The sequence below is a fragment of the Rhizobium mesosinicum genome, assembly GCF_019511345.1.
GTDB lineage: Bacteria > Pseudomonadota > Alphaproteobacteria > Rhizobiales > Rhizobiaceae > Rhizobium > Rhizobium mesosinicum.
This window is the reverse complement of the sequence record NZ_JAEUAK010000009.1, coordinates 45,336-70,749: the sequence shown is the minus strand read 5'-3', so window position 1 is coordinate 70,749 and position 25,414 is coordinate 45,336. Positions and strand designations below refer to the sequence as shown.

Below are 25,414 nucleotides of genomic sequence, written 5' to 3'. Positions count from 1 at the left end.
ACAACGCATGGTCAAGGTGGTCTACGAAGTCGTACCGCATGACGGCGGCTGGGCCTATAAGCTTGGAGACGTCTATTCCGAGGCATTTCCGAGCCATTCCGAAGCGCTCGAAGCGGCCCGCATCGTTGCGGCCGAGCAGCAGGTCGGTGGCGATTCCGCCGAGATCAGCTGGCAGGATGCGCAGGGTAAGTGGCACGAGGAATATGCCGAAGGTGGCGATCGCCCCGAGACTGAGGTCGTGGACGGCTTCACCAAGGGCCATCCGCCCGAAGTTTCCCCGGAGCCGTGATCTCCAGCCGATTTCCTGAAGTCTTTCAGCGCGTCGTCAGGCGCGCGTTTCCTTGCATGACTTGATATAGTTCAGGAGGCCTTTGACCAGAGCGTCAAAGGTGACGCGGCAGCGCGGGGAGGTCTTGAGGCTCTCGTGCATGGCGACCCATGTGCCGAGAGGGATATCGAATTCATCCGCCAGAATATGGACGAGATCAGAGCCCGGGCGGGCAAGCCCCGTCTGGCAGATTCCGATGCCTATGCCAGCACGGATGCCGGCCAGATGGGCGAGGTGGTTGCTGGTGCGGAAGGAAGCTGCGAGTTCGTCAACTGCCGGATACAGCCTGCGCATCATGCGGATATAGGCGGTCTGCCGGTCGAAGCCGATAATGCGATGATCGGAAAGCTCCGCCATGGTCTGCGGCGTGCCGTGGCGCTCCAGATAGCGGCGATGCGCGTGGAAGCCGAGCGGAATGTCACCGATGCGCCGTATCAGCAGTGCGTCTTGCTGCGGCTCGGCCATGCGCACGGCAATATCGGCCTCCCGGTTCATGAGATCTTCCAGCGTGTCAGAGGCCGACAGCTCCACCTGCAGTAGTGGGTAGGCTTCCTGTAGATCGGCGATGATCGGTGGCAGCACTTCGATGCCGATTACTTCGCTGGCGCTGATGCGCACGGTGCCTTCAACCTTGTCGCGCCGGCTGGATCCCGTGCGCAGGAAGGCATTGACCGTCGTTGCGAGCGTCTCGGCATAGGGTTGCAGGTCGAGCGCTATATCGGTGGGCAACAGGCCATTCGAAGAGCGGATAAAAAGTTGCGCGCCGACAGCCCCCTCCAACGCATCGATATGGCGGCCGATCGTCGGTTGCGTCAGGCCGAGTTCACGAGCGGCAGCGGAGAGCGATCCCTGCTTGAGTACGGTGATAAAGGAGCGGTAAAAATCCCAACTCGGTTCGACGTTCATACAATTATGTATATCGATGAAAGCTATTTCGTCAATTTTGTTTGTCGCGGAATGAAAACATAGTCGTCTCTTCAAACAAGGAGATGATCATGAGCGGCGAATATCAGGAGAAGAAATTGGCGCTGGTTTTGGGCGCCACCGGCGGTATCGGCGGGGCGGTCGGCCGGAAGCTGAAGACGCGCGGCTGGGCGGTGAGGGCGCTTAACCGCAATGCTGCGAAGGCATCCGCGAGTGGGCAAGGCTTCGACTGGGTGCAGGGCGACGCCATGAATGCCGCCGAAGTTCGCAAGGCCGCCGAAGGCGCGAGCCTGATCGTCCATGCCGTCAATCCTCCTGGCTATCGCGATTGGGAGAGACTGGTTCTGCCGATGCTCGACAATACGATTGCCGCTGCCCGCGCCGTCGGCGCGCGTATCCTGCTGCCGGGTACCGTCTATAATTTCGGGCCGGACGTCTTTCCTGTTGTGACTGAGGATAGTCCGCAGCATCCGGTGACGAAGAAGGGCAAGATCCGGGTCGAGATGGAGAAGCGCCTGAAGACGGCTTCCGAAACCGGCACAGGTGTCATTATCGTTCGCGCCGGAGATTTTTTCGGGCCAGGTGCAACCAGCAACAGTTGGTTCTCCGCCGCTTTTGCCACACCTGGTAAGCCTGTTGGTACGATCAAGAATCCGGCCAAGCCGGGCATCGGTCACCAATGGGCCTATCTGCCCGATGTCGCCGAGACGATGGTGCAACTCGTCGAGCGGGCAGAGCGCCTGCCGGCTTTCGCTTGCTATCACATGAACGGTTTCTGGGATGGCGATGGCCGGCAGATGGCTGAGGCAGTCCGGGGTGCTGTCGGCGGCAAGGCGAAGATCGGCCGTTTCCCGTGGTTCATCGTGCCGTTGCTTGCTCCTTTCATGGCGCTGATGCGGGAGATGAAGGAGATGCGCTATCTCTGGAAAGTGCCGCTGCGCATGAAGAATGACAGGCTGGTGGCCGAACTCGGAACCGAGCCGCATACGCCGGTCGAAGAAGCCGTACGCACGACTTTGATTGCGCAGGGCTCGCTGCCGGAGATGCGTGAGACGACAGTACCTCTCGCGAAGGCGGAAAAGGTGCGCTAGGCAAGTTCCGAGAGTGCGATGCGGGCGACCGTCAGAGGCTTTTCCGCGGAGACATCGTCGCCATCTTCAAGAAACCAGGCGGCGGAGAGGCCGGAATAGGCCGCGATCCATTTCAATAGCCTTGACGGCTCGATATCTGCTTCCTTGGAAACGATCGGAAGCTGACGCTGGAGGCGTTTGGGATCCGTCGTCGTCGGCAGTTCTTCATTGGCGAAGATATTGGCAAAGTCGTAGCCACGCTCGCCATAGATCCTTTTCGGATCGATTGCGAGCCAACCGCGGGCGCCGAAATCAAGAATGTTGCGGTGATGGATGTCGCCGTGCAGGACGCTGAGCTGCTGTGGCGCAGCGAGCAGGGTGCTTGCAATCTTCCAGCAATCGGTAAAGGTGCCGCCATGGTTACTTGCTGCCGGTTCCAGACTGCGGAACCAGCGCTCAAGCGTAGGGGAATCGTGAAGAGGAGCGGCGCGCGGGGCATGCAGCCTCGCTGCCGTCTGCACCATGATACGGCTTGCCTCATCGTCCTGGCCGTTCAATGCCATTTCCAGCAGCGAATATTTGTCCACTGCGCGCTCCAGAAGCACAGCGTCATCTTCCTGCGCATAGACCTGGGCTGCGCCATCGCCGCCCCACCATTTCATCAGCAATGCGCCTTCGCGCTCGCTACTGTCGGTTGCGACTTTCAGCATGGCAGGCTTGCCCTGCCAGATGACTGGCAGTAGGCGGCTCGAGTGGGTGATGATGGGTTCGCCGTCTGATGTCAGCGACCAGCGTTCGAGATAGGGTGAGAACATGGAGGCATGCTAGCGGCAATGTTTCGAAATGGAAATCCCGCCGAATGGCGGCCGCCAATGGCGGGATTTCTGTTTGCGAAGTCGGTCAGGCGACCTTTTCGAGGGCTGGGTAGTCCGTGTAACCCTTTGCGCCGCCGCCGTAGAAGGTCGGTTGATCAGGCGTGTTCAGCTCTGCGCCAAGCTTCAGGCGCTCAACGAGATCGGGGTTGGCGATGAAAGGCTTGCCGAAGGAGACGAGGTCAGCGCGGCCGCTTTCGACGACATCGATGGCCGTCTCGCGGTCATAGCCGTTGTTGACCAGCCACTTAGACTTGCCGCCGGCCTTCTCATAGGCGAGGCGCAGAGCCTTGTAGTCGAAGGGCTTGTCGCCTTGCTGGAAGTTGCGGTCGCCGCCGGTCTGGCCTTCGACCACGTGGATATAGGCGAGATTGTACTTCGCCAGCCCTTCGACGACATAGGTGAAGATCGTCTGCGGATCGATGTCGGAGGAGTCATTCGACGGCGTGACCGGCGAGATGCGGATGGCGGTGCGGCCTTCGCCGACTTCCTTGCTGACAGCATCCACGACTTCGAAGAGGAAGCGTGCGCGGTTTTCAAGCGAGCCGCCGTATTGATCGGTGCGGTCGTTGATGCCCGAGCGCAAGAACTGGTCGATCAGGTAACCGTTGGCGCCATGGATTTCCACGCCGTCAAAACCAGCATCGATGGCGTCGCGGGCGGCCCTGCGGAAATCTTCGACGATGCCAGCGATCTCTGCCGTGCCCAGCGCGCGCGGCTCGGAGGTTTCGGCGAAGGCGCCGGTACCGTCGGCATTGATGAGATAGGTTTTGGTCCTGGCGACCTTGGACGTTGAGGAGACCGGCTGTCCGTCGTTCGGCTGCAGGCTGGTGTGGGAGACGCGGCCGACATGCCAGAGCTGCACGACGATCTTGCCTCCGGCTTCATGAACGGCGCTGGTCACACGCTTCCAGCCTTCCAGCGCTTCCGGCTTATAGAGGCCGGGAACATCGGCATAACCCTGGCCCTGCTGAGTGATGGCCGTGCCTTCGGTAATGATGAGGCCGGCCGTGGCGCGCTGGCGATAATATTCGACGTTCAGATCGTTCGGGATAGCGCCCGGAGACCGGTTGCGGGTGAGTGGTGCCATGACGATACGGTTCTTGACGGCGATGTCGCCAACCTGCGTCGGTTCGAAAAGCTTGGCCATGAATTATCCTTTCTTTGGGAGAGTCACTCCCCAGCAGCGGCGGCAGTTTGCGCTCGGCCGGAGAGATAGGTGAGAACAGTGGCGGCGAGGCCGATCAGCGCCATGCCGGCTGCGGCAAGGGGGACGCGATCGAGATTGAATCCGGCGTCAATAACCACGCCGCCAACCCAGGCGCCGAGAGCATTGCCGGTGTTGAAGGCGCCGATATTGATGGTCGAGACGAGGTTCGGCGCATCCTTTCCGAAGCCGACGACGCCGACCTGCAGGGCGGGAACCGCGGCGAAAGTGGCGGCGGCCCACAGGAAGAGGGTGATCTCGGCGGGGACGACGAAACGGCTCGTATAGAAGAAGATCGCCGAAGTCAGTGCGATCGCGGCGAAGATGGCGGCAAGAGCTGTGCCGAGGCGCCAGTCGGCGAGTTTGCCGCCGATGAGGTTTCCTGCCGTGAGGCCGACACCGATCAGGAACAGCGTCCAGGTCACGCCTTCCGGCGAGACACCCGTTATGTCGCGCAGCAGCGGGGCGATGTAGGTGAACAGCGTGAACATAGAGGCTGCGAAGAAGACGGTGACCGACAGCGCCATCCAGAGGCGGATGTTTCGCAGGGCTGCGATTTCGAGCAGGATGCTGCTTTGCGCTTCCTGCTTGTCTTTAGGCAGGATGGCGATCAGGCCAGCAATCGTGACGATGCCGATTGCGGTAACGACCCAGAAGGTGAAGCGCCAGCCGAAGGCCTGGCCGATGGCGGTGCCGAGCGGCACACCGAGTACGTTTGCGAGCGTCAGGCCGGTGAACATCAGGGCGACGGCGCGAGCCTTGCGGTCTTCGCTGACGAGATTGGCGGCGACGACCGAGCCGATGCCGAAAAAGGCGCCGTGGCAGAGGGCGGTGACGATGCGAGCGATCATCAGCACCCAGTAATTGGGCGCGATGGCGCAGAGCAGGTTGCCGGCGATGAAGAAGGCCATGAGCATGATGAGCGCCGAGCGGCGCTTCAGCGTTGCAGTGGAGACGGCCATCACCGGGGCGCCGAAGGCGACAGCCAGCGCATAACCCGTCACCAGCCAGCCAGCCTCGGGGATCGTGACAGAGAGGTCGGCTGCCACTTCGGGCAGAAGGCCCATGATAACGAATTCGGTGGTGCCTATCGCGAAAGAACTCAAGGCGAGCACGAGCAGGGCTAGGGGCATGATTAAAGATCCTGCGTTAGCTGCTGGAGGAAGGCCCCGATCGTCTCTTCGTTACGCTTGTAGAAGATCCACTGGCCGACGCGCTTGCTGGTGACGAGGCCGGCGCGGTGAAGCGTGCCGAGGTGGGCGGAAACGGTAGATTGGGAGAGGCCGCAACGTTCGAACTGACTGGCGCAGACGCCCATTTCAAACGGGTGTTCCTGAGTCGGAAAATGTTCTTCCGGATTTTTCAGCCAGTTGAGGATGTCCATCCGGGCAGGGTTGGCCAGAGCCTTGAGAATCTCGTCTTTGTCCATCGTCGTTTATCGATCCATATATCGGATTTTCCCGATATATGGATCGATAGTTTCCGATATGCAAATCACGGAGGCGTGAGCTGACGATTTTCCTATGTTGCTCAAATTTTAAGCAAAAAAAGAGGGCCACCGGAAAACCAGGGCCCTTTAAGTGTGAAGGTCAAAAACCTCCAGAGGGGAACAGCCAACGCGGTGGCACTGGGAGAGAAGCCACGAAATGCATCGGCTATGAGCGATATGGTGGTTCTTTGTGCAGCTTTCAATAGTCTTTTGTGCATGTCAGCTATGCGCTGCACAAAATTTTTCCGCGCTGCGGTATCTGCCGATAAAAATTCAGGCAAAAAGTAAAAGTCGGGCAAAAAAAGAGGGCCACCGGAAAACCAGGGCCCTTATAAGTGTGAAGGTCAAAAACCTCCAGAGGGGAACAGCTAATGCGGTGGAACTGGGAGGAAAAGCCACCGTGTGCATCAGCTATGAGCGATATGGTGCTTTAATGAGCAAACAACAACCCTCTTTTGTGCATGTCAGTCATGCGTGGGTTGCATGATTTGAAATCCGTTCCACAAAATAGAAATCAGAAGTTCCAGTTGCGGGCCTTGCTGACGATGAAATCGCGGAAGGCCTTGAGCTTAGCGGCGTTCTTGATCTCATCCGGGTAGCAGAAATAAGTATCGAAGGAGGGGACGTCGGCGTTGATTGCCAGCTGGATAAGACCTGGGTCGCGGCCGACGATATAATCCGGCAGGCAGGCGATGCCGATGCCGAGCAGGCAGGCGCGTTTGATGGAGGTCTGGCTGTTGATCTGCAGATGCGGAATGCGTTTGTTGTCCGACGAGCGGCCGGCGATTTCCAGCCAATTGACGTCAAGCAGATAATTCGGCGCCGGTTCGCCGAAGGTTATGATGCGATGATTGTCGAGATCCTCGATCTTCTGCGGCTCGCCATGACGGTTGATGTAGGACGGGGCCGCATAGACGTGCATGTGCACGGTGAAGAGCTTGCGCTGGATGAGGTCCGACTGCTGCGGCTGGCGAAGGCGGATGGCGCAATCGGCATGGCGCATATTAACATCCACTTCCTCGTTGTCGAGGATGAGCTGGATCTGCACATCGGGATAGAGCTGCAGGAATTCCTGGATCTTGTCGGTCAGCCAGCCCTGGCCGAGGCCGACCGTGGTGGTAACGCGCAGCTTACCGGACGGTGTTTCCGTCGTCTCGGTCAGCTGCATCTTCACGGTTTCGAGCTTCAGCAACACGTCATGGGCGGTGCGATAAAGCAGCTCGCCCTGTTCGGTGAGGATCAGGCCGCGTGCGTGGCGGTGGAAAAGCTTAGTGCCTACATCCTGCTCCAGCGCGCTCACCTGACGGCTGATGGCCGACTGGGACAGATGCAGCTTGTCAGCCGCATGCGTAAACGATCCGGCTTCAGCCGCTGCGTGGAAAATACGCAGCTTGTCCCAGTCCAATGGCATTCCCCCACCCCTCATGCCGTTGTTACTCCGCTGCCACGGCAACGGGCATGTGGCCCGTCAGATAACGTTCTGCCTCGAGGGCGGCCATGCATCCCATGCCTGCGGCTGTTATCGCCTGGCGGAAGGTGTCATCCGTCACATCGCCTGCGGCATAGACTCCCTCCAGGCTGGTCGCAGTCGAATCCGGTGCGGTCCAGAGGTACCCATTGTCCTTCAGCTTCAGCTTGCCCTTGAAAAGTTCCGTTGCCGGCGCGTGACCGATCGCCACGAAGACGCCGTCAATGGAGACATCGGTAATGGCGCCGGTGCGGGTGTCGCGCAGACGAGCACCGGAAACGGACGGCGGCATTGGGGGTTTTGCCGGCGTGCCCGTGATCTCGGCGACCTCGGTATTCCAGAGAATCTTGACGTTCTCCTTGGAGAAGAGACGTTCCTGCAGGATTTTTTCAGCACGGAAGCCGTCGCGGCGGTGCACGACGGTGACCGACTTTGCGATATTGGAGAGATAAAGCGCCTCTTCGACGGCGCTGTTGCCGCCGCCGACCACGATGACATCCTTGTTGCGATAGAAGAAGCCGTCGCAGGTGGCGCAGGCAGATACGCCGAAGCCCTGGAAATGCTGCTCGCTCTCGATGCCGAGCCACTTGGCCTTGGCGCCGGTCGCGATAACAAGCGTATCGGCAGTCCAGACCTGGCCGCTATCAGTGCGGGCAACGAAGGGGCGCTGGTTAAGGTCGACTTCGGTCACGAGGTCGTTGACGATTTCGGCGCCGACATGCTGAGCCTGCTGCAGCATCTGATCCATCAGCCAAGGCCCCTGGATCGGATCGGCAAAGCCCGGATAGTTCTCGACATCGGTGGTGATCATGAGCTGGCCGCCTTGTTCCAGACCGGCGATCAAAACCGGTTTCAGCATGGCGCGCGCGGCATAGACCGCTGCCGTATAGCCGGCAGGTCCGGAACCGATAATGAGCACCTTTGTATGGCGGGCAGACATGGAATTTCCTTTCGATAGCAGGATGCGGCGGCTAAGAGGCGAATAAGGCCGTTTCGCGATCCCTGCGCCATTTATGAACGACCAATGCTTTTATTCAAGGGCAGCCTTGCATTACCAACAAGGCAAATGCAGGCGCTGTGCAAGATTCCGTCATTGGAATGAAACTTTCTTGCGTATTCCGTGGCTTTATATAGAAGCTGCGCGCGAGGAATTAAAGAAAGGCCCAAGCGTGGTTCGCGCTGAACTTGACGTTATCGACATAAAGATATTGCGGGAACTGCAGTCGGACGGCCGCATGACCAATGTGGAACTCGCCGACCGGGTTGGAATTTCAGCGCCGCCCTGCCTGCGCCGGGTGCGCAAGCTCGAAGAGGCCGGCATTATCGAAGGATATCACGCGATGCTGAACAGCCCGAAGCTCGGGCTCGATCTCGTCGCTTTTTGCATGGTCGGCCTTAAGCATCAGTCCGAAGCCAATCTGAAGGCCTTTGCCGCCGCCACCTCAGAGTGGCCGCTTGTGCGTCAGGCATGGATGGTTTCCGGCGACAGCGATTTTCTGCTGCATTGCGTGGCCCAAAACCTCACCCGTTTCCAGGACTTCGTCATCGAAGTGCTGACTGCCAACGAGCACGTCGATACCGTTCGCACCATGCTGACGATCCGGCAGGTGAAGAAGCTCGGGCTCGTCGAACTGTAGAAGCATTTCCAGGAAAAGTGCGAAGCAATTTCCGTCCGGAATGCGGATTGAGACGGTTTACCCGCGCCAGGCCTTTCTCAGCCAATCGGTATTGCCGATGCGGCGATACCACTTCTGTCCGCCGCCTTCAAAAACCTCGCTCATTTTCGGGCTGCCGGCAAAGACGACGATCTTGGCTTCCGGCGGCAGCCTTGGATCGCGCCAGAAGCTGTTGATGTGGCGCGGCACGCAGGCGTTCTTGAAGCTCACGCACCATTCGCGCGGCCAATATTGCAGGTTTCCATGCGCTGCGAGCTGCGCACTCTGGAACTGCTGAGAGATCTCATATTTTGACATGGCCGCCACCGGATCGGCGACATAGGTGTCGAGAATATAGGCGTGAGCGCCGATTTCGTAGCGGAAGACGGAGCTGTTGCCGACCGACGCCAGGAACTTATCGCGGACGGGGTTGAGTTTGCGCAGCGGCTTTGTGCGGAAGAGATCGTCGTCGCGGATGATGAGGAACTTGCCGGGGTGCTGGAAGAGCGGCTCCAGATCATCGACGATGACGAGGTCGAGATCGAGGAAGAGGGCGATGCCCTTGAGATCGGCAAGCTCGCGGCGGAAAAGCGCAAGCTTCTGCCAGCGGCGGTCCTTGGAGCCGGCGGGCAGGCCGAGCTCGGGCAGGGGGAAGGTTTCGATACCCTCGTCAAGACCGGCGGTATTGTCGGTAAAGCAGACAAAGCGATGCGGCCGCTTCAGGTGTCGTTTGACGCCGCGGTAGAGATTGTTGACGTATTCGGCACCGTAAAGCGTCCCCCATTTCATGCAGAGCACGTTGACCAGGTTTTCGTTATCTTTTGCGGTCGACATCTAGGTGTCTCTGCCTCCCTGATATGCCCGTTGCCATAGTCTGACGGATGGCTTACGCGCCGAGAAGTTGCTGGTAAATCCGATTGATCGCCGTCGCTTCCTTTTCCAGCGCGAAATTTTCGCGCACGTGCGCCAGCGCTGTTTCGCCCTGTACGGCGGCGAGGGCAGGATCGGCAAGATAGGTGGCGATGGCTGCCGTCAACGCATCGCCATCGCCTGGTGGCACGATGACGCCGTTTTCCCCGGGCACGATCATTTCTGCGTAAGCACCGGCGTCGGATGCCACGACCGGTGTCTTCGAAGCCATGGCCTCCAGCGGCGTCAGGCCGAAGCCCTCGTTGCGGGATGGGGCGACATAGAGCGTCAGGCGGCGATACCAGACCTTGATGTCAGGCACTTCTCCGATGAAAATGATGCGGTCGGTCAAGCCGGCTGCGGCGATATCGGCCTTCAGCTTGTCGGCGAATGCGGTGTGTTCCGGCGTGACGCGGCCGGAAATGACCGCCGTCCAGTCCGGATGTTGCGGCAAAAGCGCAATCATCGCCTGGACGAAAAGGTCAGTGCCCTTCTGATGGCGCACGCGGCCGAAGCAGCCGACGAGATGGCGGCCATGCAGGCCTGTGGCAGCGATCGTGTCGTCAGGCCCTTTCGGCGGATGGAAGAGCGTAAGATCGACACCATGTTGGATGACCGTATGCGGCACCTTGAGAAAGGAGCCGGAACGGCTGCTGGTGGCGATGACGGCGTCCATCTGGCGGATCAGCCAGCGAGTGTAGGAAGTGTGACGGCGCTGGGCGGCGGAGGTGAAGACGAGCTTCAGCGGCATGCGCAGCACGTGGCGCATGAGGATGCCAGCCGCCATTTCATTGTTGCGCCGTGCATGCCAGACGCGATAGCGCCGTCCGGCCGGCGGACGCCAGAGGCCTGATAGTTGCGGCCATTCCAAACGAGGAAGTTCCGGCGGCAGGCCAGGGCCGAGGGCCGCGATCCGGATCCCCAGCCGGATCTGGCAGGGGATGAGCTGGACGATTGTCGACGTGACGCCGGAGAGCCGGCGTTTCAGGTTGGGCGCGATGATCTCGACGTCTCTGATATCCGGCACTGGCTGCTCTCGCGGAGAAACGCGCGGGCGATCAGCCCCAGGAAACCGAGAGGATTTCGTAGGCCTTCGAACCGCCGGGCGCGTTGACCTCGATGGAATCGCCAACTTCCTTGCCGATCAGCGCGCGGGCGATCGGGGAGGAGATGGAGATGCGGCCCTGCTTCACGTCGGCTTCCTGATCGCCGACGATCTGATAGGTCTTTTCCTCTTCGGTGTCCTCGTCGATCAGCTTCACCTTGGCGCCGAACTTGATCTTGTCGCCCGACATTTTGGAGAGGTCGATGATTTCGGCACGCGCCGTCAGGTCCTCGAGTTCGGTGATGCGGCCTTCATTGTGGCTCTGCGCTTCCTTGGCGGCGTGGTACTCGGCATTTTCCGAAAGGTCGCCATGGGCACGCGCTTCGGCAATTGCCTCGATGATTCGCGGGCGCTCCTCCTGCTGACGCCAGCGCAGTTCTTCCTGCAGCTTGACGAAACCACCCTGTGTCATCGGTACCTTATCAACCATTTTTTCGTCCTTCTCTCCCCGCATCCGCAGTTCGCGCAGACACAAAAGAAAACAGGTCCCGAAGGGGAACTTCGGAACCGTGTTACAATCCAAGTTCGTTATTTATAGCAGATCGAGACGCGCCATTTCCATAAAATTCGTATCGACGCTTTTTACGATCAGCAGAAGTGCCTGCTTTTGAAGGGGAGTTGTATTAGCCCTTTTTCTTCGTCTTGATTTCGCCACCGTGAACATTTAGTGAACATTATAATGAAGAAGTCGCTCAGAGAACGGTTGGCGATCCTCTCCGACGCCGCCAAATATGATGCATCCTGTGCCTCCAGCGGGACGGTCAAACGGGATTCGGCAGGCTCCGGCGGGCTCGGTTCGACCGAGGGCTCCGGCATTTGTCACGCCTATGCGCCGGATGGACGATGCATTTCTCTGCTGAAGATTCTGCTCACCAACTTCTGCATTTATGACTGTGCCTATTGCATCAACAGGTCGTCCAGCAATGTCGAGCGCGCTCGTTTCACGCCGGAAGAAGTCGTCTGGCTGACGCTCGAATTCTATCGGCGCAACTATATCGAGGGCCTGTTTCTCTCCTCCGGCATCATCCGCTCGTCCGACCACACGATGGAGGAAATGGTGCGAATCGTGCGGGAACTACGCGTCACGCATGGTTTCCGTGGTTATATCCATTTGAAATCCATTCCGGAGGCGTCGCCACATCTGATCGAGGAGGCGGGACTTTACGCCGATCGCCTGTCGCTTAATATCGAGCTGCCGACAGATAGCGGCATCAGCCGTTTTGCACCGGAGAAGAAGCCCGCCAGCATCCGTCGGTCGATGGGCGATCTCAGGCTGAAGATCGAGGCGGCGGAAGAGCCGACGCTGCAGACCAAGCGGCGCAAGCGCTTCGTGCCGGCCGGGCAGAGTACCCAGATGATCGTCGGCGCCGACGGCGCCAACGACGCGACGATCCTTTCGACGAGCGGCCGGCTCTACAGCAGCTACGGTCTGAAGCGCGTCTATTATTCCGCCTTCAGCCCGATCCCCGACAGTTCGAAAAACCTGCCGCTCATCAAGCCGCCGCTGATGCGAGAGCACCGGCTCTATCAGGCGGACTGGCTCTATCGTTTCTACGGTTTCGGAATTGATGAAATCACTTCGACGCAGCAGGGTGGCATGCTGGATCTCAATCTCGATCCAAAGCTCGCCTGGGCGCTTGGCCATCGCGGCGATTTTCCCGTCGATGTGAACCGCGCCGATCGCGAAAAGCTCTTGCGCGTGCCTGGGCTCGGCACCAAGACGGTGAAGGCGATCCTGGCCGAGCGGCGGCAGCGGCGCCTGCGGCTCGAGGATTTGTCGCGTCTTGGTGTGTCGATCCGCAAGGTACAGGCCTTCGTCACCGCCGAGGGCTGGACGGCGCACCGGCTCGTCGATCGGCCGGACCTGCGTGCCATGTTCGAACCGCAACCTGAACAATTGTCACTGCTGTGATGCGCCGGGTCGTGCTGGAGGGCAGAGGTAATTTCGAGGAGTGGCGCAAGGCCGCCCGGGCCTTTGCCGCGGCTGGAATTCTGCCTGATGAAATCGACTGGCATGAAAAGAGCAGCGAACCGGGCTTTGCTTTCCAGCGGGATGCCTTGCCGCCCGATCCTCCCGTCAATGCCAGGCCGATGAGCGTACCGCCGGCCTTCATGACGCTGGCCGAGGCGGTGATTTGCCATAGCGACGCCAGGCGCTTCTCGCTGCTTTACAGCCTGCTCTGGCGACTGCAGGAAAACCGGAACCTGCTGGAGCTGGCGTCCGATGAAGAGGTGTCGCGCGCCCGGCTGATGCAGAAGAGCGTGCATCGCGACGCCCACAAGATGACGGCCTTCGTCCGCTTCAAAGAGATAGTGGCCCCTGCCGGCGGGCGGCGGAAATTCGTCGCCTGGTTCGAGCCCGATCATTACATTATCGCACGCACGGCACCGTTCTTTCAACGCCGCTTCACCGACATGGACTGGCTGGTCGCGACGCCAAAGGGATCGGCCGCCTGGGATGGCGAGCGGCTGACGACGAGCGATGCACCTTGCGAAAAGCCTGATATCAGTGACGCGACCGACGATCTCTGGCGCACCTATTATGCCAGCATCTTCAATCCGGCGCGGCTGAAGGTGAAAGCCATGCTGGCGGAGATGCCGAAAAAATACTGGAAGAACCTACCGGAGGCAGATCTCATTCCCGGCCTGATTGCCGATGCCGAAGCAAAGGTGCTTGCCATGGCCGAGCGCGAAGCGACGATGCCGCTTCCCTATCACAACCGAATTCAGGAGGCGGCGGCTCGTCTGCCGATGCCGGAACTGGCGCCGGCCGGGACGCTGGAGGCGCTTCGCGAGGAAGCGGCGGTCTGCAATCGCTGCCCGCTGCATGCCAGGGCGACGCAGACCGTCTTCGGCGAAGGCCCTTTCGATGCGAAGATCATGTTCGTCGGCGAGCAGCCGGGCGATCAGGAGGATCTTGCAGGTCGACCCTTCGTCGGCCCTGCCGGAAAGGTTTTCGACGACGCGATTGCACAAGCCGGCATCGATCGGTCGAGGCTTTACGTCACCAATGCCGTCAAGCATTTCAAATACGAGCCGCGCGGCAAGCGGCGCGTCCACCAGAGACCCAATCTCGGCGAGGTGCAGCAGTGCCGCTGGTGGCTGAAGCTGGAGCTCGATCTCATCAAACCGAAACTGATCGTAGCGATGGGGGCGACAGCGCTCTATTCGCTGACCGGTGAGAAGCAGAAGCTGGAGGATCTGCGTGGACGTGCGATTGCGATGGAGGAGGGGCGGGTGCTCTTCGTGACGGTACACCCGTCCTATCTGCTGCGAATTCCGGACGAGGAGCGGAAGGCGCAGGAGCTCGCGCGCTTCCGGCAAGATATGAACCTGATCAAGGAGCTGGCTGCCTGAGCGCAGAATTCGATTCAATGTGTCAGGGAACGAAGACCGGATCTTTCGGCAGGTTCGGCGGATTATATCCGGTCACCATTCGCACCCTCACGGATTCATGCAGATTTGCGCCATCGGGGATGAAGCGCCTGTCTTCACGCGGAAGATAAACGCCGCCTCTATCGCCACGCCTGCGCCAGGAATTTTCCGGCACGCGCCTCGGAATATATTCGAGGAGTTTCCAGCCTGTGCTCATCGAGTCATGCAGCGGTGCGGCCGCATTGAGCTCGACATAGTACTTGTCGCTCTTGCCAAGGACGATGTTGTTGATCGTACGCGAAACGTAGAGCAGACCTGCAGGCCCTGTTTCGCGGATCATCCAGTCGAGCGGTATCTTGATCTGGGCGCTCTCGGCCTCCGGGTAACCGCCTCCGATATCGCCGTGGACGCCGGCAAACCAGACCTCCTTGAAGTCCTGTTTTGCGGTCGCGGGCTTGAAGGGATTGCCGCGATAATCCTGATCCGGCGTCCACAGTTCCGGCTGGAACATGGTTCTTCGCTCGTCGATCGCCATGGCATGGCGTACATATTCGACGCTGGGATTCTTACGGGTGAAGGGATGGGTCTTGAACTGAATACGTCCTTTGCCCTTTTCGATGACAGAGGCGACGGTGTCGAAGAGGCCAAGCAGCTTAATCGGTGGTCGGTCGTTGCGCAGCATACGCTCGTAAAGCCGCATGCTCTTGAAAGCTGATGAGGGATCCCCGCCATCGGCGCGCTGCTCCTGTTCGGGAATGCCCTTATAGGTTCTGTAAGCGTAACCGAGCAGGTTCAGGTGATACCTGCTGCACAGCCCGAAGGCATGGATGAAACCTGCGAGAACGCGGGCCGTATAGGCGCCGCGGCTGAAGCCGAAAATGTAGATGCGGTCCCGGTCGGGATGACCTCCATGATCGTCGGGCGTGCCGGAATCATAATTTTCGACGAGGAAACGGTAGGCATCTTTGACGTTTTGATCGAGACCCCAACCGGTGGCAAGGCCCCACACTTCGATAGATTGACGATAGAAGGGCGACCAGGCATCTGCTGCACTTAGTGTGCCGACGCCGGGGTCGTAGTAGACGATCTGGTCGTCGGAGCGTTTCAGCGTTCCGAACAGACGCAAAATATTGGTGCGGTCTGCAGTTATCTCGTTCGACGTGCCATCGAACAGAATGACGATGTTCTTCGACATGCTGCTCCCCCGATACGACCGGGAGCAGGCTAACATCAAGTATCCGTGTCTGCAATTTTGGGTCGCAGTTTTGGCGTGCCGACGAGGTGAAGGCGAAGAGGCGATGCCTCTTCGCGGGATCAGAAGTAGCTCTGCAGCGGGCGGACCTCGAGATTGCCGGCCTTGAGCGCCTTGATGGCCTGAGCGGCGGCCTCGGCGCCGGCCATCGTGGTGTAGTAGGGCACCTTCTGCATCAGCGTGGCGCGGCGCAGCGACTTCGAATCCGAGATCGCCTTGTTGCCATCGGTCGTGTTGATCACGAGCTGGACCTGGCGGTTGCGGATGGCGTCCTCGATATGCGGACGTCCCTCGAGAACCTTGTTGATCTTGGTCGCCTCAATGCCGTTTTCGGCGAGGAAGCGGGCCGTGCCGCCGGTCGCCAGCACCTTGAAGCCCTGTTCGACGAGGATGCGGATCGCCGGCAGAACGCGTGGCTTGTCGGCATCGCGCACGGATACGAAGACCGTGCCTTCGCGCGGCAGCTCGACGCCGGCGCCGAGCTGCGACTTGGCGAAGGCCAGCGCGAAATCGCTGTCGAGGCCGATGACTTCGCCGGTCGAGCGCATTTCCGGGCCGAGCAGCGTATCGACGCCGGGGAAGCGGGCGAAGGGGAAGACGGCTTCCTTGACGGCGATGTGCTTCAAAGCGCGCGGATCGGGCTTTTCGCCATAGGCCGCGAAGGTCGCATCGAGTTTCTCGCCGGCCATGACGCGGGCAGCGATCTTGGCGATCGGCGCGCCGATGGTCTTGGCGACGAAGGGCACCGTGCGCGAGGCACGCGGGTTGACTTCGAGGACGTAGACGGTGTCGTCCTTGATGGCGAACTGCACGTTCATCAGGCCGCCGACATTGAGCGCCTTCGCCATTGCCTTGGCCTGGCGCTCCAGCTCGTCGAGCATTTCGCGAGACAATGTGCGCGGCGGCAGGGAGCAGGCGCTATCGCCGGAATGGATGCCGGCCTCTTCGATATGTTCCATGATGCCGGCGACATAGACGTCGGTGCCGTCGGAGAGGCAGTCGACGTCGACTTCGATGGCGTTGGTCAGGTAGCTGTCGAAGAGGAGCGGGTTCTTGCCGAGCAGCGTGTTGATCTGGCCGGTCTTGTCGTTCGGGTAGCGCGCCTTGATGTCCTCAGGCACCAGTTCGGGAACTGTGTCGAGGAGATAGGTCTGCAGCTGGCTCTCGGCATGGATGATCTGCATAGCGCGGCCGCCGAGCACGTAAGAGGGGCGAACGACCAGCGGGAAGCCAATTTCGGCGGCAACGAGACGGGCCTGCTCGACGGAGTAGGCGATGCCGTTGTTCGGCTGATTGAGGTCGAGCTTCATCAGGAGCTTCTGGAAGCGATCGCGGTCTTCGGCAAGGTCGATCATGTCAGGTGCGGTACCGAGGATCGGGATGCCGTTCTTTTCCAGCGCTTCGGCGAGTTTCAGCGGCGTCTGGCCGCCGAACTGGACGATGACGCCGACGACTTCGCCTTTTTCCTGCTCGGCGCGCAGGATTTCGATCACGTCTTCGGCCGTCAGCGGCTCGAAATAGAGGCGATCGGACGTGTCGTAGTCGGTCGAAACCGTTTCCGGGTTGCAGTTGATCATGATCGCTTCGTAGCCGGCATCCTTCAGGGCGAAGGCGGCGTGGCAGCAGCAATAGTCGAATTCGATGCCCTGGCCGATACGGTTCGGGCCGCCGCCGAGGATGACGACCTTCTTGCGGTCGGAAACCAGCGCTTCGGAGCGGGCGGCGCCGACGAAGGGCGTCTCATAGGTTGAGTACATATAAGCGGTCGGCGATGCGAATTCGGCAGCGCAGGTGTCGATGCGCTTGAAGACCGGGCGGACGTTGAGCGAGTTGCGCAGCTCGGCCACTTCCTTGGGGCGCTTGCCGGTCAGCGTGGCAAGGCGGGCGTCAGAGAAGCCCATGGCCTTCAGCATGCGCAGGTTGGTCTCGTCGGTCGGCAGACCGTGCTCGCGGATGCGAGCTTCCATATCGATGATGGCCTTGAGCTGGGCGATGAACCAGGGGTCGATCTTGCAGCCTTCATGAACCTCTTCGATGGTCAGACCCATGCGCAGGGCCTGGGCAACCATGCGCAGCCGGTCCGGCGTCGGTGTGCCGATCGCGGCGCGGATGGCGTTCAGACTGGATTCGCCTTCCTCGGCATCGGGGATCTCAATTTCGTCGAGGCCGGTCAGACCGGTTTCGAGGCCGCGCAGCGCCTTTTGCAGCGATTCCGCAAAGGTACGGCCGATCGCCATGACTTCGCCGACGGACTTCATGGCCGTGGTCAGGACCGGCGAGGCGCCGGGGAATTTCTCGAAGGCGAAACGCGGAATCTTGGTGACGACATAGTCTATCGAAGGTTCGAACGATGCCGGGGTCGCGCCGCCGGTAATGTCGTTTTCGAGTTCGTCGAGCGTGTAGCCGATGGCTAGCTTGGCGGCGACCTTGGCGATCGGGAAGCCGGTGGCCTTGGAGGCGAGTGCTGAGGAGCGCGAGACGCGCGGGTTCATTTCAATGACGACGAGGCGGCCGTCCTTCGGGTTGACGGCGAACTGCACGTTCGAACCGCCGGTCTCGACGCCGATCTCGCGCAGCACGGCGATCGAGGCGTTGCGCATGATCTGGTATTCCTTGTCCGTCAGCGTCAGCGCCGGAGCAACGGTGATCGAATCGCCGGTATGAACGCCCATCGGATCGATGTTTTCGATGGAGCAGATGATGATGCAGTTGTCCGCCTTGTCGCGGACCACTTCCATTTCGTATTCCTTCCAGCCGAGGACGGATTCTTCGACCAGCACTTCCGTGGTCGGCGAAGCATCGAGACCACCGCCGACGATGTCGAAGAATTCCGAGCGGTTATATGCAATGCCGCCGCCGGTGCCACCGAGCGTGAAGGACGGGCGGATGATGGCGGGCAGGCCGACATGGTCGAGCGCCTGTGCTGCGATCGCCATGGCGTGATTCATGTAGCGCTGCTTGCGGTCGCTCTCGCCGAGGTTCCACTGGTTTTCCAGTTCGTCGAGCGCCTTGTCGAGATCGGCGCCGGAGAGGCTGTCGCGCAGCTTAGCGCGCTCGGCCTCATGCGTCTTGCGGTCGGCATCCTTGATGTCGGTGGCGTTCGCCAGCATAGAGCGCGGCGTTTCGAGACCAATCTTGGCCATCGCTTCGCGGAAGAGGGCGCGGTCTTCGGCCTTGTCGATCGCGGCTGGCTTGGCGCCGATCATCTCGACATTGTAGCGGTCGAGCACGCCCATGCGCTTCAGGGAGAGAGCGGTGTTCAGTGCCGTCTGGCCGCCCATGGTTGGCAGCAGTGCATCCGGGCGCTCCTTGGCGATGATCTTCGCGACGACTTCAGGGGTAATCGGCTCGACGTAAGTTGCGTCGGCGAGACCCGGATCGGTCATGATCGTTGCCGGATTGGAATTGACCAGGATAACGCGGTAGCCTTCCTCCTTCAGCGCCTTGCAGGCTTGGGTGCCGGAATAGTCGAATTCGCAAGCCTGGCCAATGACAATCGGTCCCGCGCCGATGATGAGGATCGATTTGATGTCTTGGCGCTTCGGCATGGGCGATATCCATTGTCTGGCTGCGCAAAAAGCCGGCCAGGGTGGGGAGGTCACCAGGTCGGGTCGCGCATTGAGGGTCTTTTCAGGCTAGAAGCGGCTTATAGGCAAATGTTTTTGCAAACGGAACCCCATAAATCACGGAATCGACAGGAATTCGGACGGGGCTTTGGAAGCCTATTGCCGATCGGGTACGACAAGGGTGCGAATCTCGCCGCCTAGCGCCGGATTAGCGATTGCTTCGGGTGCCTTTTCCAGCGTCACTCGGCGCGAAATCAGCGGCTCGACCTTGATCGCGCCGGAAGCAATGAGATCGGCTGCGCGCCCGTGTGTGAAAGGGTTGAGGAAAGAGCTGGTAAGGTTCACTTCGCGAAACAGCAGATCGAAGGGTTCGATCTCTATCTTTGCGCCTTGCGGCATGACGCCGAGGATGACGGCAGTGCCGCCACGCCTCGCGAGCTTCGGCGCCTGCATCATTGTTTCCGGCACGCCGGCGCATTCGAAGACGACATCAGCGCCGCCAGGCAGCAATCCGCCTTCGCGGGTAATGCTGCTGACTGCGTTTGCATCTGACGGATCAAAGCTCGCGGTGGCACCCAGCGTTTCGGCAAGCGCACGTTTCCCCGCATCGCGGGTAACGAGGAGAACGCGCGTCGCTCCGGCAAGTCTAGCAAGCTGGACAGTGAGCAGGCCGATCACCCCGCCGCCGAGCACGATCACCGAGGCGCCGGTCTTGATATTAGCGAGATCGACGCCGTGCAGGCAGCAGGCAAGTGGCTCGCAAAAGGCGCCATGCAGCGGATCGAGTTCGAGCGGCAGGGCGAAGGCCTGTTTCTGCGGGAGGATGACATAGTTGGCGAAGCCGCCATCGCGATGGATGCCGATCGCCTGCAGGTTCCGGCAGAGATTGACGCGGCCATTGTGGCATTCTTCGCAGCGGCCGCAGGCGATGTTGGGATCACCCGTTACGCGCATGCCGGGACGAAAGCCGATGACTTCGGAGCCGACGGCCTCGATGATGCCCGCGAATTCGTGGCCGAGCGTCACCGGTGGATGGGAGGGGAATTCGCCGAGGAAGAGATGACGGTCCGTGCCGCAGATGCCGCAAGCTTCGATGCGCACCAGCAGATCTTCCGGCCCGGGAGCGGGCTTTTCGACCTCGCGCAGGAATAATCTCCCGGTCGCTTCCAGACACACGGCCTTCATTAAGTCTTCTCCCACATTCTCTCCCTCGCTCAGGAAGAGCCAAAGCGGAAGTCTCGTCAAGTACGGGGTGCCTCCTCCTTACCCGAAGCTTTGGTATACCGGCTGCCCTCGGGAACAATATCCTGTGCCCGAGGTTTGCAGCCGAGAAACTGGAGGCTGCAATGGTAGATCCAAAGGACAAGGAACCTGCCGAAGGTTCGCGAGAGACCATCGACAAGGAGTTGGCACGCCAGGGGCAAGGCAAGCCGCCGAGCGGTGTCGACGCAAATGCTGGACAAAAGGGACCCGCTCAACCGCGAGCAACGAACAAGTGAACTGACGGACAACGAACATAATGGGCCGGGTGACGACCGCGGTCATAGTGGTGCTCTCTCATGGAGCTTCAACATCAAGATCCCAGCGTCTGGGGGCGCTGGTCAGGACCGCTGGAATTCCGGCCGGTGACGGATATATATGTTGAATGTAAACAGGCATCGCCGGGGAGATCGAACATGGAATGGAAAGGCCGGCGTCAGTCCGACAATATCGAGGATCGTCGTGGCGATCCGTCCGGTGGCCTGGGCGGACGTAATCCATTCGGCCGCGGTGGCGGCTTCAGTTTTCCGTCGGGTGGCGGCGTTGGTCGCCGTGGCGGCGGGCTCAGCATCGGCACGATCATCTTTCTCGTCGTCATCTACCTGATCTTCAAGGCGATGGGCGTTGACCTGCTGCAGGTGATGGAGGGCGGCGGCTCAATGGATGGCTCCGGTTATTCGCAGAGCGAATCCTCCCCGCAGGCTCCCGCCAACGACGAGATGGCTGCCTTCGTGCGCACGGTTCTCGCTGAAACTGAAGATACTTGGCACGGCATCTTCCAGTCTCAGGGCAAGGATTACGAGGAGCCGCGCCTCGTTCTCTTCTCCGGCCAGACGCAGTCGGCCTGCGGATTTGCGTCGGCTGCGACCGGCCCCTTCTACTGCCCCGGAGACCACAAGGTCTATCTCGACACGGCCTTCTTCCAGGAGCTTTCCGATCGGTTCGGCGCTTCAGGCGATTTCGCCGAAGCGTATGTGATCGCCCATGAGGTCGGCCATCATGTGCAGAACCTGCTCGGCATCCTGCCGAAGTTCAATGAGGCTCGCCAGCGCATGAGTGAGGCGGACGCGAACAAGATGTCGGTTCGCGTCGAGTTGCAGGCGGATTGCTTTGCCGGCATCTGGGGCAAGTTTACACAGCAGAAGGGCATCCTCGAGGCCGGCGATCTGGAGGAGGCGCTGAACGCGGCGCAGCAGATCGGCGACGATACGCTCCAGAAGCGTTCGCAGGGCTATGTCGTGCCTGAGAGTTTCAACCACGGCACGTCGGCGCAGCGCATGCGCTGGTTCAAGCGTGGCTTCGACAGCGGGCAGCTTTCGGCCTGCGATACTTTCTCCAACCCGATCTGATCACAACATCCGGCACCTTGCCTGAAGGCAGGGTGCCGGTGCGTTAGACAGATTACTTTTCGCTGTCCATATGCTTGAGCTGGGCCTCCGGATAGCGCGCGCCCTTGGCGGCACCCTTCGGTACGGCGCGTTCGATGGCGGAGAGATCGTCTGCGGTGAGCTCCAGCGCGCGGGAGCCGAGCGCTTCCGTCAGCCGGTCACGGCGGCGGGCGCCGACCAGCGGCACGATATCCTTGCCTTGAGCTGCTACCCAGGCGATCGCGACCTGCGCGACCGAGGCGCCCTTGAGGGTAGCAATCTTCCGGAGCTCTTCGACCAAGGCGAGGTTTTCATCGACATTGCCTTCCTGGAAGCGCGGGCTGACGGCCCGAAAATCGCCTGCGCCCTGCTGGCCTTTCTGCCAGTGGCCGCTGATGAGGCCGCGCGACAGCACGCCATAGGCAGTGATGGAAATGCCGAGCTCGCGGGTAGCAGGCAGGATCTCATCCTCGATGCCGCGGGAGATAAGCGAATATTCGATCTGCAGGTCGGCAATCGGTGCGACGGCGGCGGCCCGGCGGATTGTATCGGCGCCGACTTCAGAGAGGCCGACATGTCGGACGTAGCCGGCCTGGATGAGATCCGATATCGCTCCCACCGTGTCCTCGATCGGAACGTTGGGATCGAGGCGGGCAGGGCGGTAGATGTCGATGTAGTCGACGCCGAGGCGCTGCAGGGTGTAGGCAAGGAAATTCTTCACGGCGATCGGGCGGGCGTCGTAGCCGTTCCAGCCATTGGAGGGATCGCGCAAGGCCCCGAACTTGACGCTGATGATGGCGTCTTCGCGCTTGCGGCCCTTGAGCGCCTCGCCGATCAGCATTTCATTATGGCCCATGCCATAGAAGTCGCCTGTGTCAAGCAGGTTGACGCCGGCGTCGAGCGCGGCATGGATGGTCGCAATGCTTTCAGCACGGTCGGACGGGCCGTACATGCCCGACATGCCCATGCAGCCGAGGCCGATGGCTGAAACATCAGGACCGGTTTTTCCCAAACGATAGGTCTGCATCTTCTTCTCCTTCAGCGATGCCCCAATGGCGTCTTCGGATGCCGTTTTACAGCAGCCATGTTTGTGCGATAATCCGGATGATATCGAACGGGCCGTACGGAAATATGCACAATGGATGATCTTCCCCTCAGTGATCTGGATGCCTTTGCCGCGATTGCAAGAGAGCGCAGTTTCCGCTCCGCAGCCCGCAAGCGCGGGGTTTCCGCGTCGTCCCTGAGCGATTCACTGCGGCGCCTCGAAGAGCGGCTCGGCGTCAGGCTTCTCAATCGTACGACGCGCTCCGTCACGCCGACGGCGGCGGGTCAACTATTGCTCGAGAGGCTTTCGCCGGCGCTTTCGGAAGTGGCCGCCGCGCTGGGTCAGCTCGACAGTTTTCGCGACAGTCCGGCGGGCACGCTCAGGCTCAACGTGCCGAGTATCGTCCTGAAGCTCTTCATGGCTGACCTCGCAGCGCGGTTTCTGGCGCTTTACCCGCAGATCACGCTGGAAATCATTGGTGAAGATACATTCATCGACGTGCTGGCCGCCGGTTTCGATGCCGGTATTCGTTATGACGAGAGGCTGGAGCGCGATATGATCGCTGTGCCGATCGGGCCGCGCCGGCAGCGCTATGTGACGGCGGCTGCTCCCTCCTATCTGGAAAAGCAGGGCATGCCACAGCATCCGCGGGACCTGCTGGAACATAGCTGCATCCGCCATCGCTTCATCAGCGGCGCTACGCTTGCCTGGGAGTTCGAGCGCGGTGAGGAAACACTCGCCATCACGCCATCCGGTCCCATCATCGCCAATGCCGTGGAGATGGAAATCGAAGCCACCCTCGCCGGTCTTGGCGTCATCCGTACCTTTGAAGAACTGCTCGCGCCAGGGATTGCGGAAGGCCGGCTGGTGCGGATTTTGAGTGAGTGGGACAGCGAATTTTCCGGACCGTTTCTTTACTATCAGAGCCGCCGTCATATGCCCGCGCCGTTGCGGGCCTTTGTCGATTTTGTGCGGATGGAGCAACGAAGGAGCACCTGAACCATCAGTTTTAGCGGCCTCTCTATCAAGAATATTGAAATGTTCACGTATTGTTTCGGTCATTCCGATCGGCTATGCCATATATTCGGCGACGAGATCGTCTTTCCAGAAAATATCAGCTGTAGAGATGTGTCATGCTTGATCCGAAATTCGTTCGCCGCGGCCTCTTCCTGGTCTTCATCATTCTCTTTCTGGATATTATCGGCATCGCCATCATCATGCCGGTGCTGCCTGTTTATCTGGAGGAGCTGACGGGCGGCACGGTCAGCGATGCGGCCGTCGATGGCGGCTGGCTGATGCTGATCTATTCGCTGATGCAGTTCCTGTTTGCGCCGCTGCTCGGAAACTTGAGCGACCGTTTCGGGCGCCGTCCGATCCTGCTGCTCTCGGTGCTGACCTTCGCGCTCGACAATTTCATCTGCGCCATTGCCACCAGTTACTGGATGCTCTTCATCGGCCGCGTGCTTGCCGGCATCAGCGGCGGCAGCTTCGCCACCTGCTCGGCTTACATTGCCGACATCAGCAATGAAGAGAACCGCGCCAAGAATTTCGGCCTGATCGGCATCGCCTTCGGTGTCGGTTTCACGGTCGGCCCCGTCATCGGCGGCTTCCTCGGTGAGTTCGGGCCGCGCGTGCCGTTCTTCGGCGCGGCAGCGCTTTCCTTCATCAATTTCGTTGCCGCCTGTTTCCTGCTGCCGGAAACGCTCGAAGCGAAGAACCGCCGCACCTTCGAATGGAAGCGCGCAAACCCGCTCGGCGCTTTGCGGCAGATGCGGCATTATCCCGGTATCGGCTGGGTTTGCCTGGTGATGTTTCTGTTCTTCCTCGCCCATGCCGTCTATCCGTCGGTCTGGTCCTTCGTCTCGACCTTCCGCTACGGCTGGAGCGAAGGACAGATCGGCCTGTCGCTCGGCATCTACGGCATCGGTGCGGCTCTCGTCATGGGACTTGTCCTGCCGCGTGTCGTGCCCGTTCTCGGCGAATGGAAGACGGCGGTGCTCGGCCTCTGTTTCTCGATGACCGCCCTCACAGGTTACGCTTTCGCCTGGGAGGGCTGGGTCGTCTATACCGTGATCGTGCTGACGGTCATGGAGAATGTTGCTGATCCGCCGCTGCGCAGCATTGCCGCCGGCAAGGTGCCGCCCTCGGCGCAGGGCGAGTTGCAGGGCGCGCTCACCAGCATCAGCAGCATCACAACGATCATCGGCCCGCTGATCTTCACGCAGATGTTCGGCTATTTCACCAAGCCGGATGCGCCGATCACCTTTGCCGGCGCGCCTTATCTGCTCGCCGCTTTCTTCATCCTCGTTGCTGCGGTTGTATTTCTGACGCGCGTGACGACATCGAAAGCGCCGGCACACGGTTTCAACGCGGCGGAGTGATTCATCAAAAACAGTGAAGCCGTGATGAATTTTTCAGCATCTGCCTGTTTCTGGGGTGGTTCTTTGTGCCGCTTTGCTCTAAGCCCACATGATATTTTGCCGCATTGCGGCCCTTAACGATTCAATTTCAGGAATAGTGTC

Annotated in this window: 22 protein-coding genes; 8 read left to right on the top strand and 14 right to left on the bottom strand. The window is 60.3% G+C overall.

Features of this window, described 5'->3' with window-relative positions:
* The first annotated feature begins 7 nt into the window (after positions 1 to 7).
* Complete coding sequence (locus JNB85_RS21830) at positions 8 to 289, top strand: DUF2188 domain-containing protein (protein ID WP_220336392.1); 282 nt, start codon at positions 8 to 10, stop codon at positions 287 to 289.
* 36 nt (positions 290 to 325) lie between these two features.
* Here the strand turns inward: JNB85_RS21830 and JNB85_RS21825 are convergent, their stop codons facing one another.
* On the bottom strand, positions 326 to 1,234 hold the full coding sequence (locus JNB85_RS21825; protein ID WP_220336391.1) for a LysR family transcriptional regulator: 909 nt from the start codon (positions 1,232 to 1,234) through the stop codon (positions 326 to 328).
* Positions 1,235 to 1,323: 89 nt separating this feature from the next.
* On the opposite strand from JNB85_RS21825, the gene JNB85_RS21820 reads away from it, so the two are divergent.
* Positions 1,324 to 2,343, top strand: a complete 1,020-nt coding sequence (locus tag JNB85_RS21820; RefSeq protein WP_220336390.1) for an NAD(P)H-binding protein — start codon at positions 1,324 to 1,326, stop codon at positions 2,341 to 2,343.
* Here the strand turns inward: JNB85_RS21820 and JNB85_RS21815 are convergent.
* The 6 genes from JNB85_RS21815 to trxB all read right to left on the bottom strand — a co-directional run bounded on the left by JNB85_RS21815 (position 2,340) and on the right by trxB (position 8,298).
* Positions 2,340 to 3,137 (bottom strand): aminoglycoside phosphotransferase family protein, encoded by a 798-nt coding sequence (locus JNB85_RS21815; RefSeq protein ID WP_220336389.1) that lies wholly within the window; start codon positions 3,135 to 3,137, stop codon positions 2,340 to 2,342. The two genes, JNB85_RS21820 and JNB85_RS21815, sit on opposite strands and share 4 nt — an antisense overlap.
* A gap of 85 nt (positions 3,138 to 3,222) precedes the next feature.
* Positions 3,223 to 4,344: an alkene reductase gene (locus JNB85_RS21810; RefSeq protein ID WP_220336388.1), complete on the bottom strand. Its 1,122-nt coding sequence runs from the start codon at positions 4,342 to 4,344 to the stop codon at positions 3,223 to 3,225.
* Between the two features lie 23 nt (positions 4,345 to 4,367).
* Positions 4,368 to 5,534, bottom strand: a complete 1,167-nt coding sequence (locus tag JNB85_RS21805) for an MFS transporter (protein ID WP_220336387.1) — start codon at positions 5,532 to 5,534, stop codon at positions 4,368 to 4,370.
* A gap of 2 nt (positions 5,535 to 5,536) precedes the next feature.
* A complete protein-coding gene (locus JNB85_RS21800; RefSeq protein ID WP_220336386.1) occupies positions 5,537 to 5,830 on the bottom strand; it encodes an ArsR/SmtB family transcription factor in 294 nt (97 codons plus the stop codon).
* Between the two features lie 574 nt (positions 5,831 to 6,404).
* Positions 6,405 to 7,301 (bottom strand): LysR family transcriptional regulator VtlR, encoded by an 897-nt coding sequence (locus JNB85_RS21795; protein ID WP_183731448.1) that lies wholly within the window; start codon positions 7,299 to 7,301, stop codon positions 6,405 to 6,407.
* A 22-nt stretch (positions 7,302 to 7,323) separates the two neighbouring features.
* On the bottom strand, positions 7,324 to 8,298 hold the full coding sequence (gene trxB / locus JNB85_RS21790; protein ID WP_220336385.1) for a thioredoxin-disulfide reductase: 975 nt from the start codon (positions 8,296 to 8,298) through the stop codon (positions 7,324 to 7,326).
* Positions 8,299 to 8,527: 229 nt separating this feature from the next.
* On the opposite strand from trxB, the gene JNB85_RS21785 reads away from it, so the two are divergent.
* Positions 8,528 to 8,995 (top strand): Lrp/AsnC family transcriptional regulator, encoded by a 468-nt coding sequence (locus tag JNB85_RS21785; protein WP_220336384.1) that lies wholly within the window; start codon positions 8,528 to 8,530, stop codon positions 8,993 to 8,995.
* Positions 8,996 to 9,052: 57 nt separating this feature from the next.
* Here JNB85_RS21785 and JNB85_RS21780 read toward each other — a convergent pair whose 3' ends face one another.
* From JNB85_RS21780 to greA, 3 genes are read right to left on the bottom strand one after another with little or no spacing between them, the layout of a single operon-like run.
* The gene (locus JNB85_RS21780; RefSeq protein ID WP_220336383.1) at positions 9,053 to 9,847 is read right to left on the bottom strand and encodes a hypothetical protein; all 795 of its coding nucleotides are present in this window, start codon (positions 9,845 to 9,847) and stop codon (positions 9,053 to 9,055) included.
* A 52-nt stretch (positions 9,848 to 9,899) separates the two neighbouring features.
* Entirely contained in the window at positions 9,900 to 10,949 is a 1,050-nt protein-coding gene (locus tag JNB85_RS21775; RefSeq protein ID WP_220336382.1) for a glycosyltransferase family 4 protein, read from the bottom strand.
* Between the two features lie 31 nt (positions 10,950 to 10,980).
* Entirely contained in the window at positions 10,981 to 11,457 is a 477-nt protein-coding gene (gene greA / locus JNB85_RS21770; RefSeq protein WP_183731439.1) for a transcription elongation factor GreA, read from the bottom strand.
* A 249-nt stretch (positions 11,458 to 11,706) separates the two neighbouring features.
* On the opposite strand from greA, the gene JNB85_RS21765 reads away from it, so the two are divergent.
* Both JNB85_RS21765 and JNB85_RS21760 read left to right on the top strand, forming a co-directional pair.
* Positions 11,707 to 12,939: a putative DNA modification/repair radical SAM protein gene (locus tag JNB85_RS21765; RefSeq protein WP_220336381.1), complete on the top strand. Its 1,233-nt coding sequence runs from the start codon at positions 11,707 to 11,709 to the stop codon at positions 12,937 to 12,939.
* On the top strand, positions 12,939 to 14,384 hold the full coding sequence (locus JNB85_RS21760; protein ID WP_220336380.1) for a UdgX family uracil-DNA binding protein: 1,446 nt from the start codon (positions 12,939 to 12,941) through the stop codon (positions 14,382 to 14,384). The genes JNB85_RS21765 and JNB85_RS21760 overlap by 1 nt, the downstream gene beginning before the upstream one ends.
* 22 nt (positions 14,385 to 14,406) lie before the next feature.
* On the opposite strand, the gene JNB85_RS21755 is transcribed toward JNB85_RS21760, so the two are convergent.
* The 3 genes from JNB85_RS21755 to JNB85_RS21745 form a co-directional block, all read right to left on the bottom strand.
* Positions 14,407 to 15,597, bottom strand: a complete 1,191-nt coding sequence (locus tag JNB85_RS21755; RefSeq protein WP_220336379.1) for a T6SS phospholipase effector Tle1-like catalytic domain-containing protein — start codon at positions 15,595 to 15,597, stop codon at positions 14,407 to 14,409.
* Between the two features lie 119 nt (positions 15,598 to 15,716).
* The gene (gene carB, locus JNB85_RS21750) at positions 15,717 to 19,202 is read right to left on the bottom strand and encodes a carbamoyl-phosphate synthase large subunit (protein ID WP_220336378.1); all 3,486 of its coding nucleotides are present in this window, start codon (positions 19,200 to 19,202) and stop codon (positions 15,717 to 15,719) included.
* 174 nt (positions 19,203 to 19,376) lie between these two features.
* On the bottom strand, positions 19,377 to 20,405 hold the full coding sequence (locus JNB85_RS21745; RefSeq protein WP_220336377.1) for a zinc-dependent alcohol dehydrogenase family protein: 1,029 nt from the start codon (positions 20,403 to 20,405) through the stop codon (positions 19,377 to 19,379).
* 491 nt (positions 20,406 to 20,896) lie between these two features.
* Here JNB85_RS21745 and ypfJ point away from each other — a divergent pair, with 491 nt between their 5' ends.
* The gene (gene ypfJ, locus JNB85_RS21740) at positions 20,897 to 21,829 is read left to right on the top strand and encodes a KPN_02809 family neutral zinc metallopeptidase (RefSeq protein WP_220336376.1); all 933 of its coding nucleotides are present in this window, start codon (positions 20,897 to 20,899) and stop codon (positions 21,827 to 21,829) included.
* Between the two features lie 52 nt (positions 21,830 to 21,881).
* On the opposite strand, the gene JNB85_RS21735 is transcribed toward ypfJ, so the two are convergent.
* A complete protein-coding gene (locus JNB85_RS21735) occupies positions 21,882 to 22,874 on the bottom strand; it encodes an aldo/keto reductase (RefSeq protein WP_220336375.1) in 993 nt (330 codons plus the stop codon).
* Between the two features lie 111 nt (positions 22,875 to 22,985).
* Here JNB85_RS21735 and JNB85_RS21730 point away from each other — a divergent pair, with 111 nt between their 5' ends.
* Both JNB85_RS21730 and JNB85_RS21725 read left to right on the top strand, forming a co-directional pair.
* Entirely contained in the window at positions 22,986 to 23,891 is a 906-nt protein-coding gene (locus JNB85_RS21730) for a LysR family transcriptional regulator (RefSeq protein ID WP_220336374.1), read from the top strand.
* A 134-nt stretch (positions 23,892 to 24,025) separates the two neighbouring features.
* A complete protein-coding gene (locus JNB85_RS21725; RefSeq protein WP_220336373.1) occupies positions 24,026 to 25,273 on the top strand; it encodes a TCR/Tet family MFS transporter in 1,248 nt (415 codons plus the stop codon).
* Positions 25,274 to 25,414 lie beyond the last annotated feature (141 nt).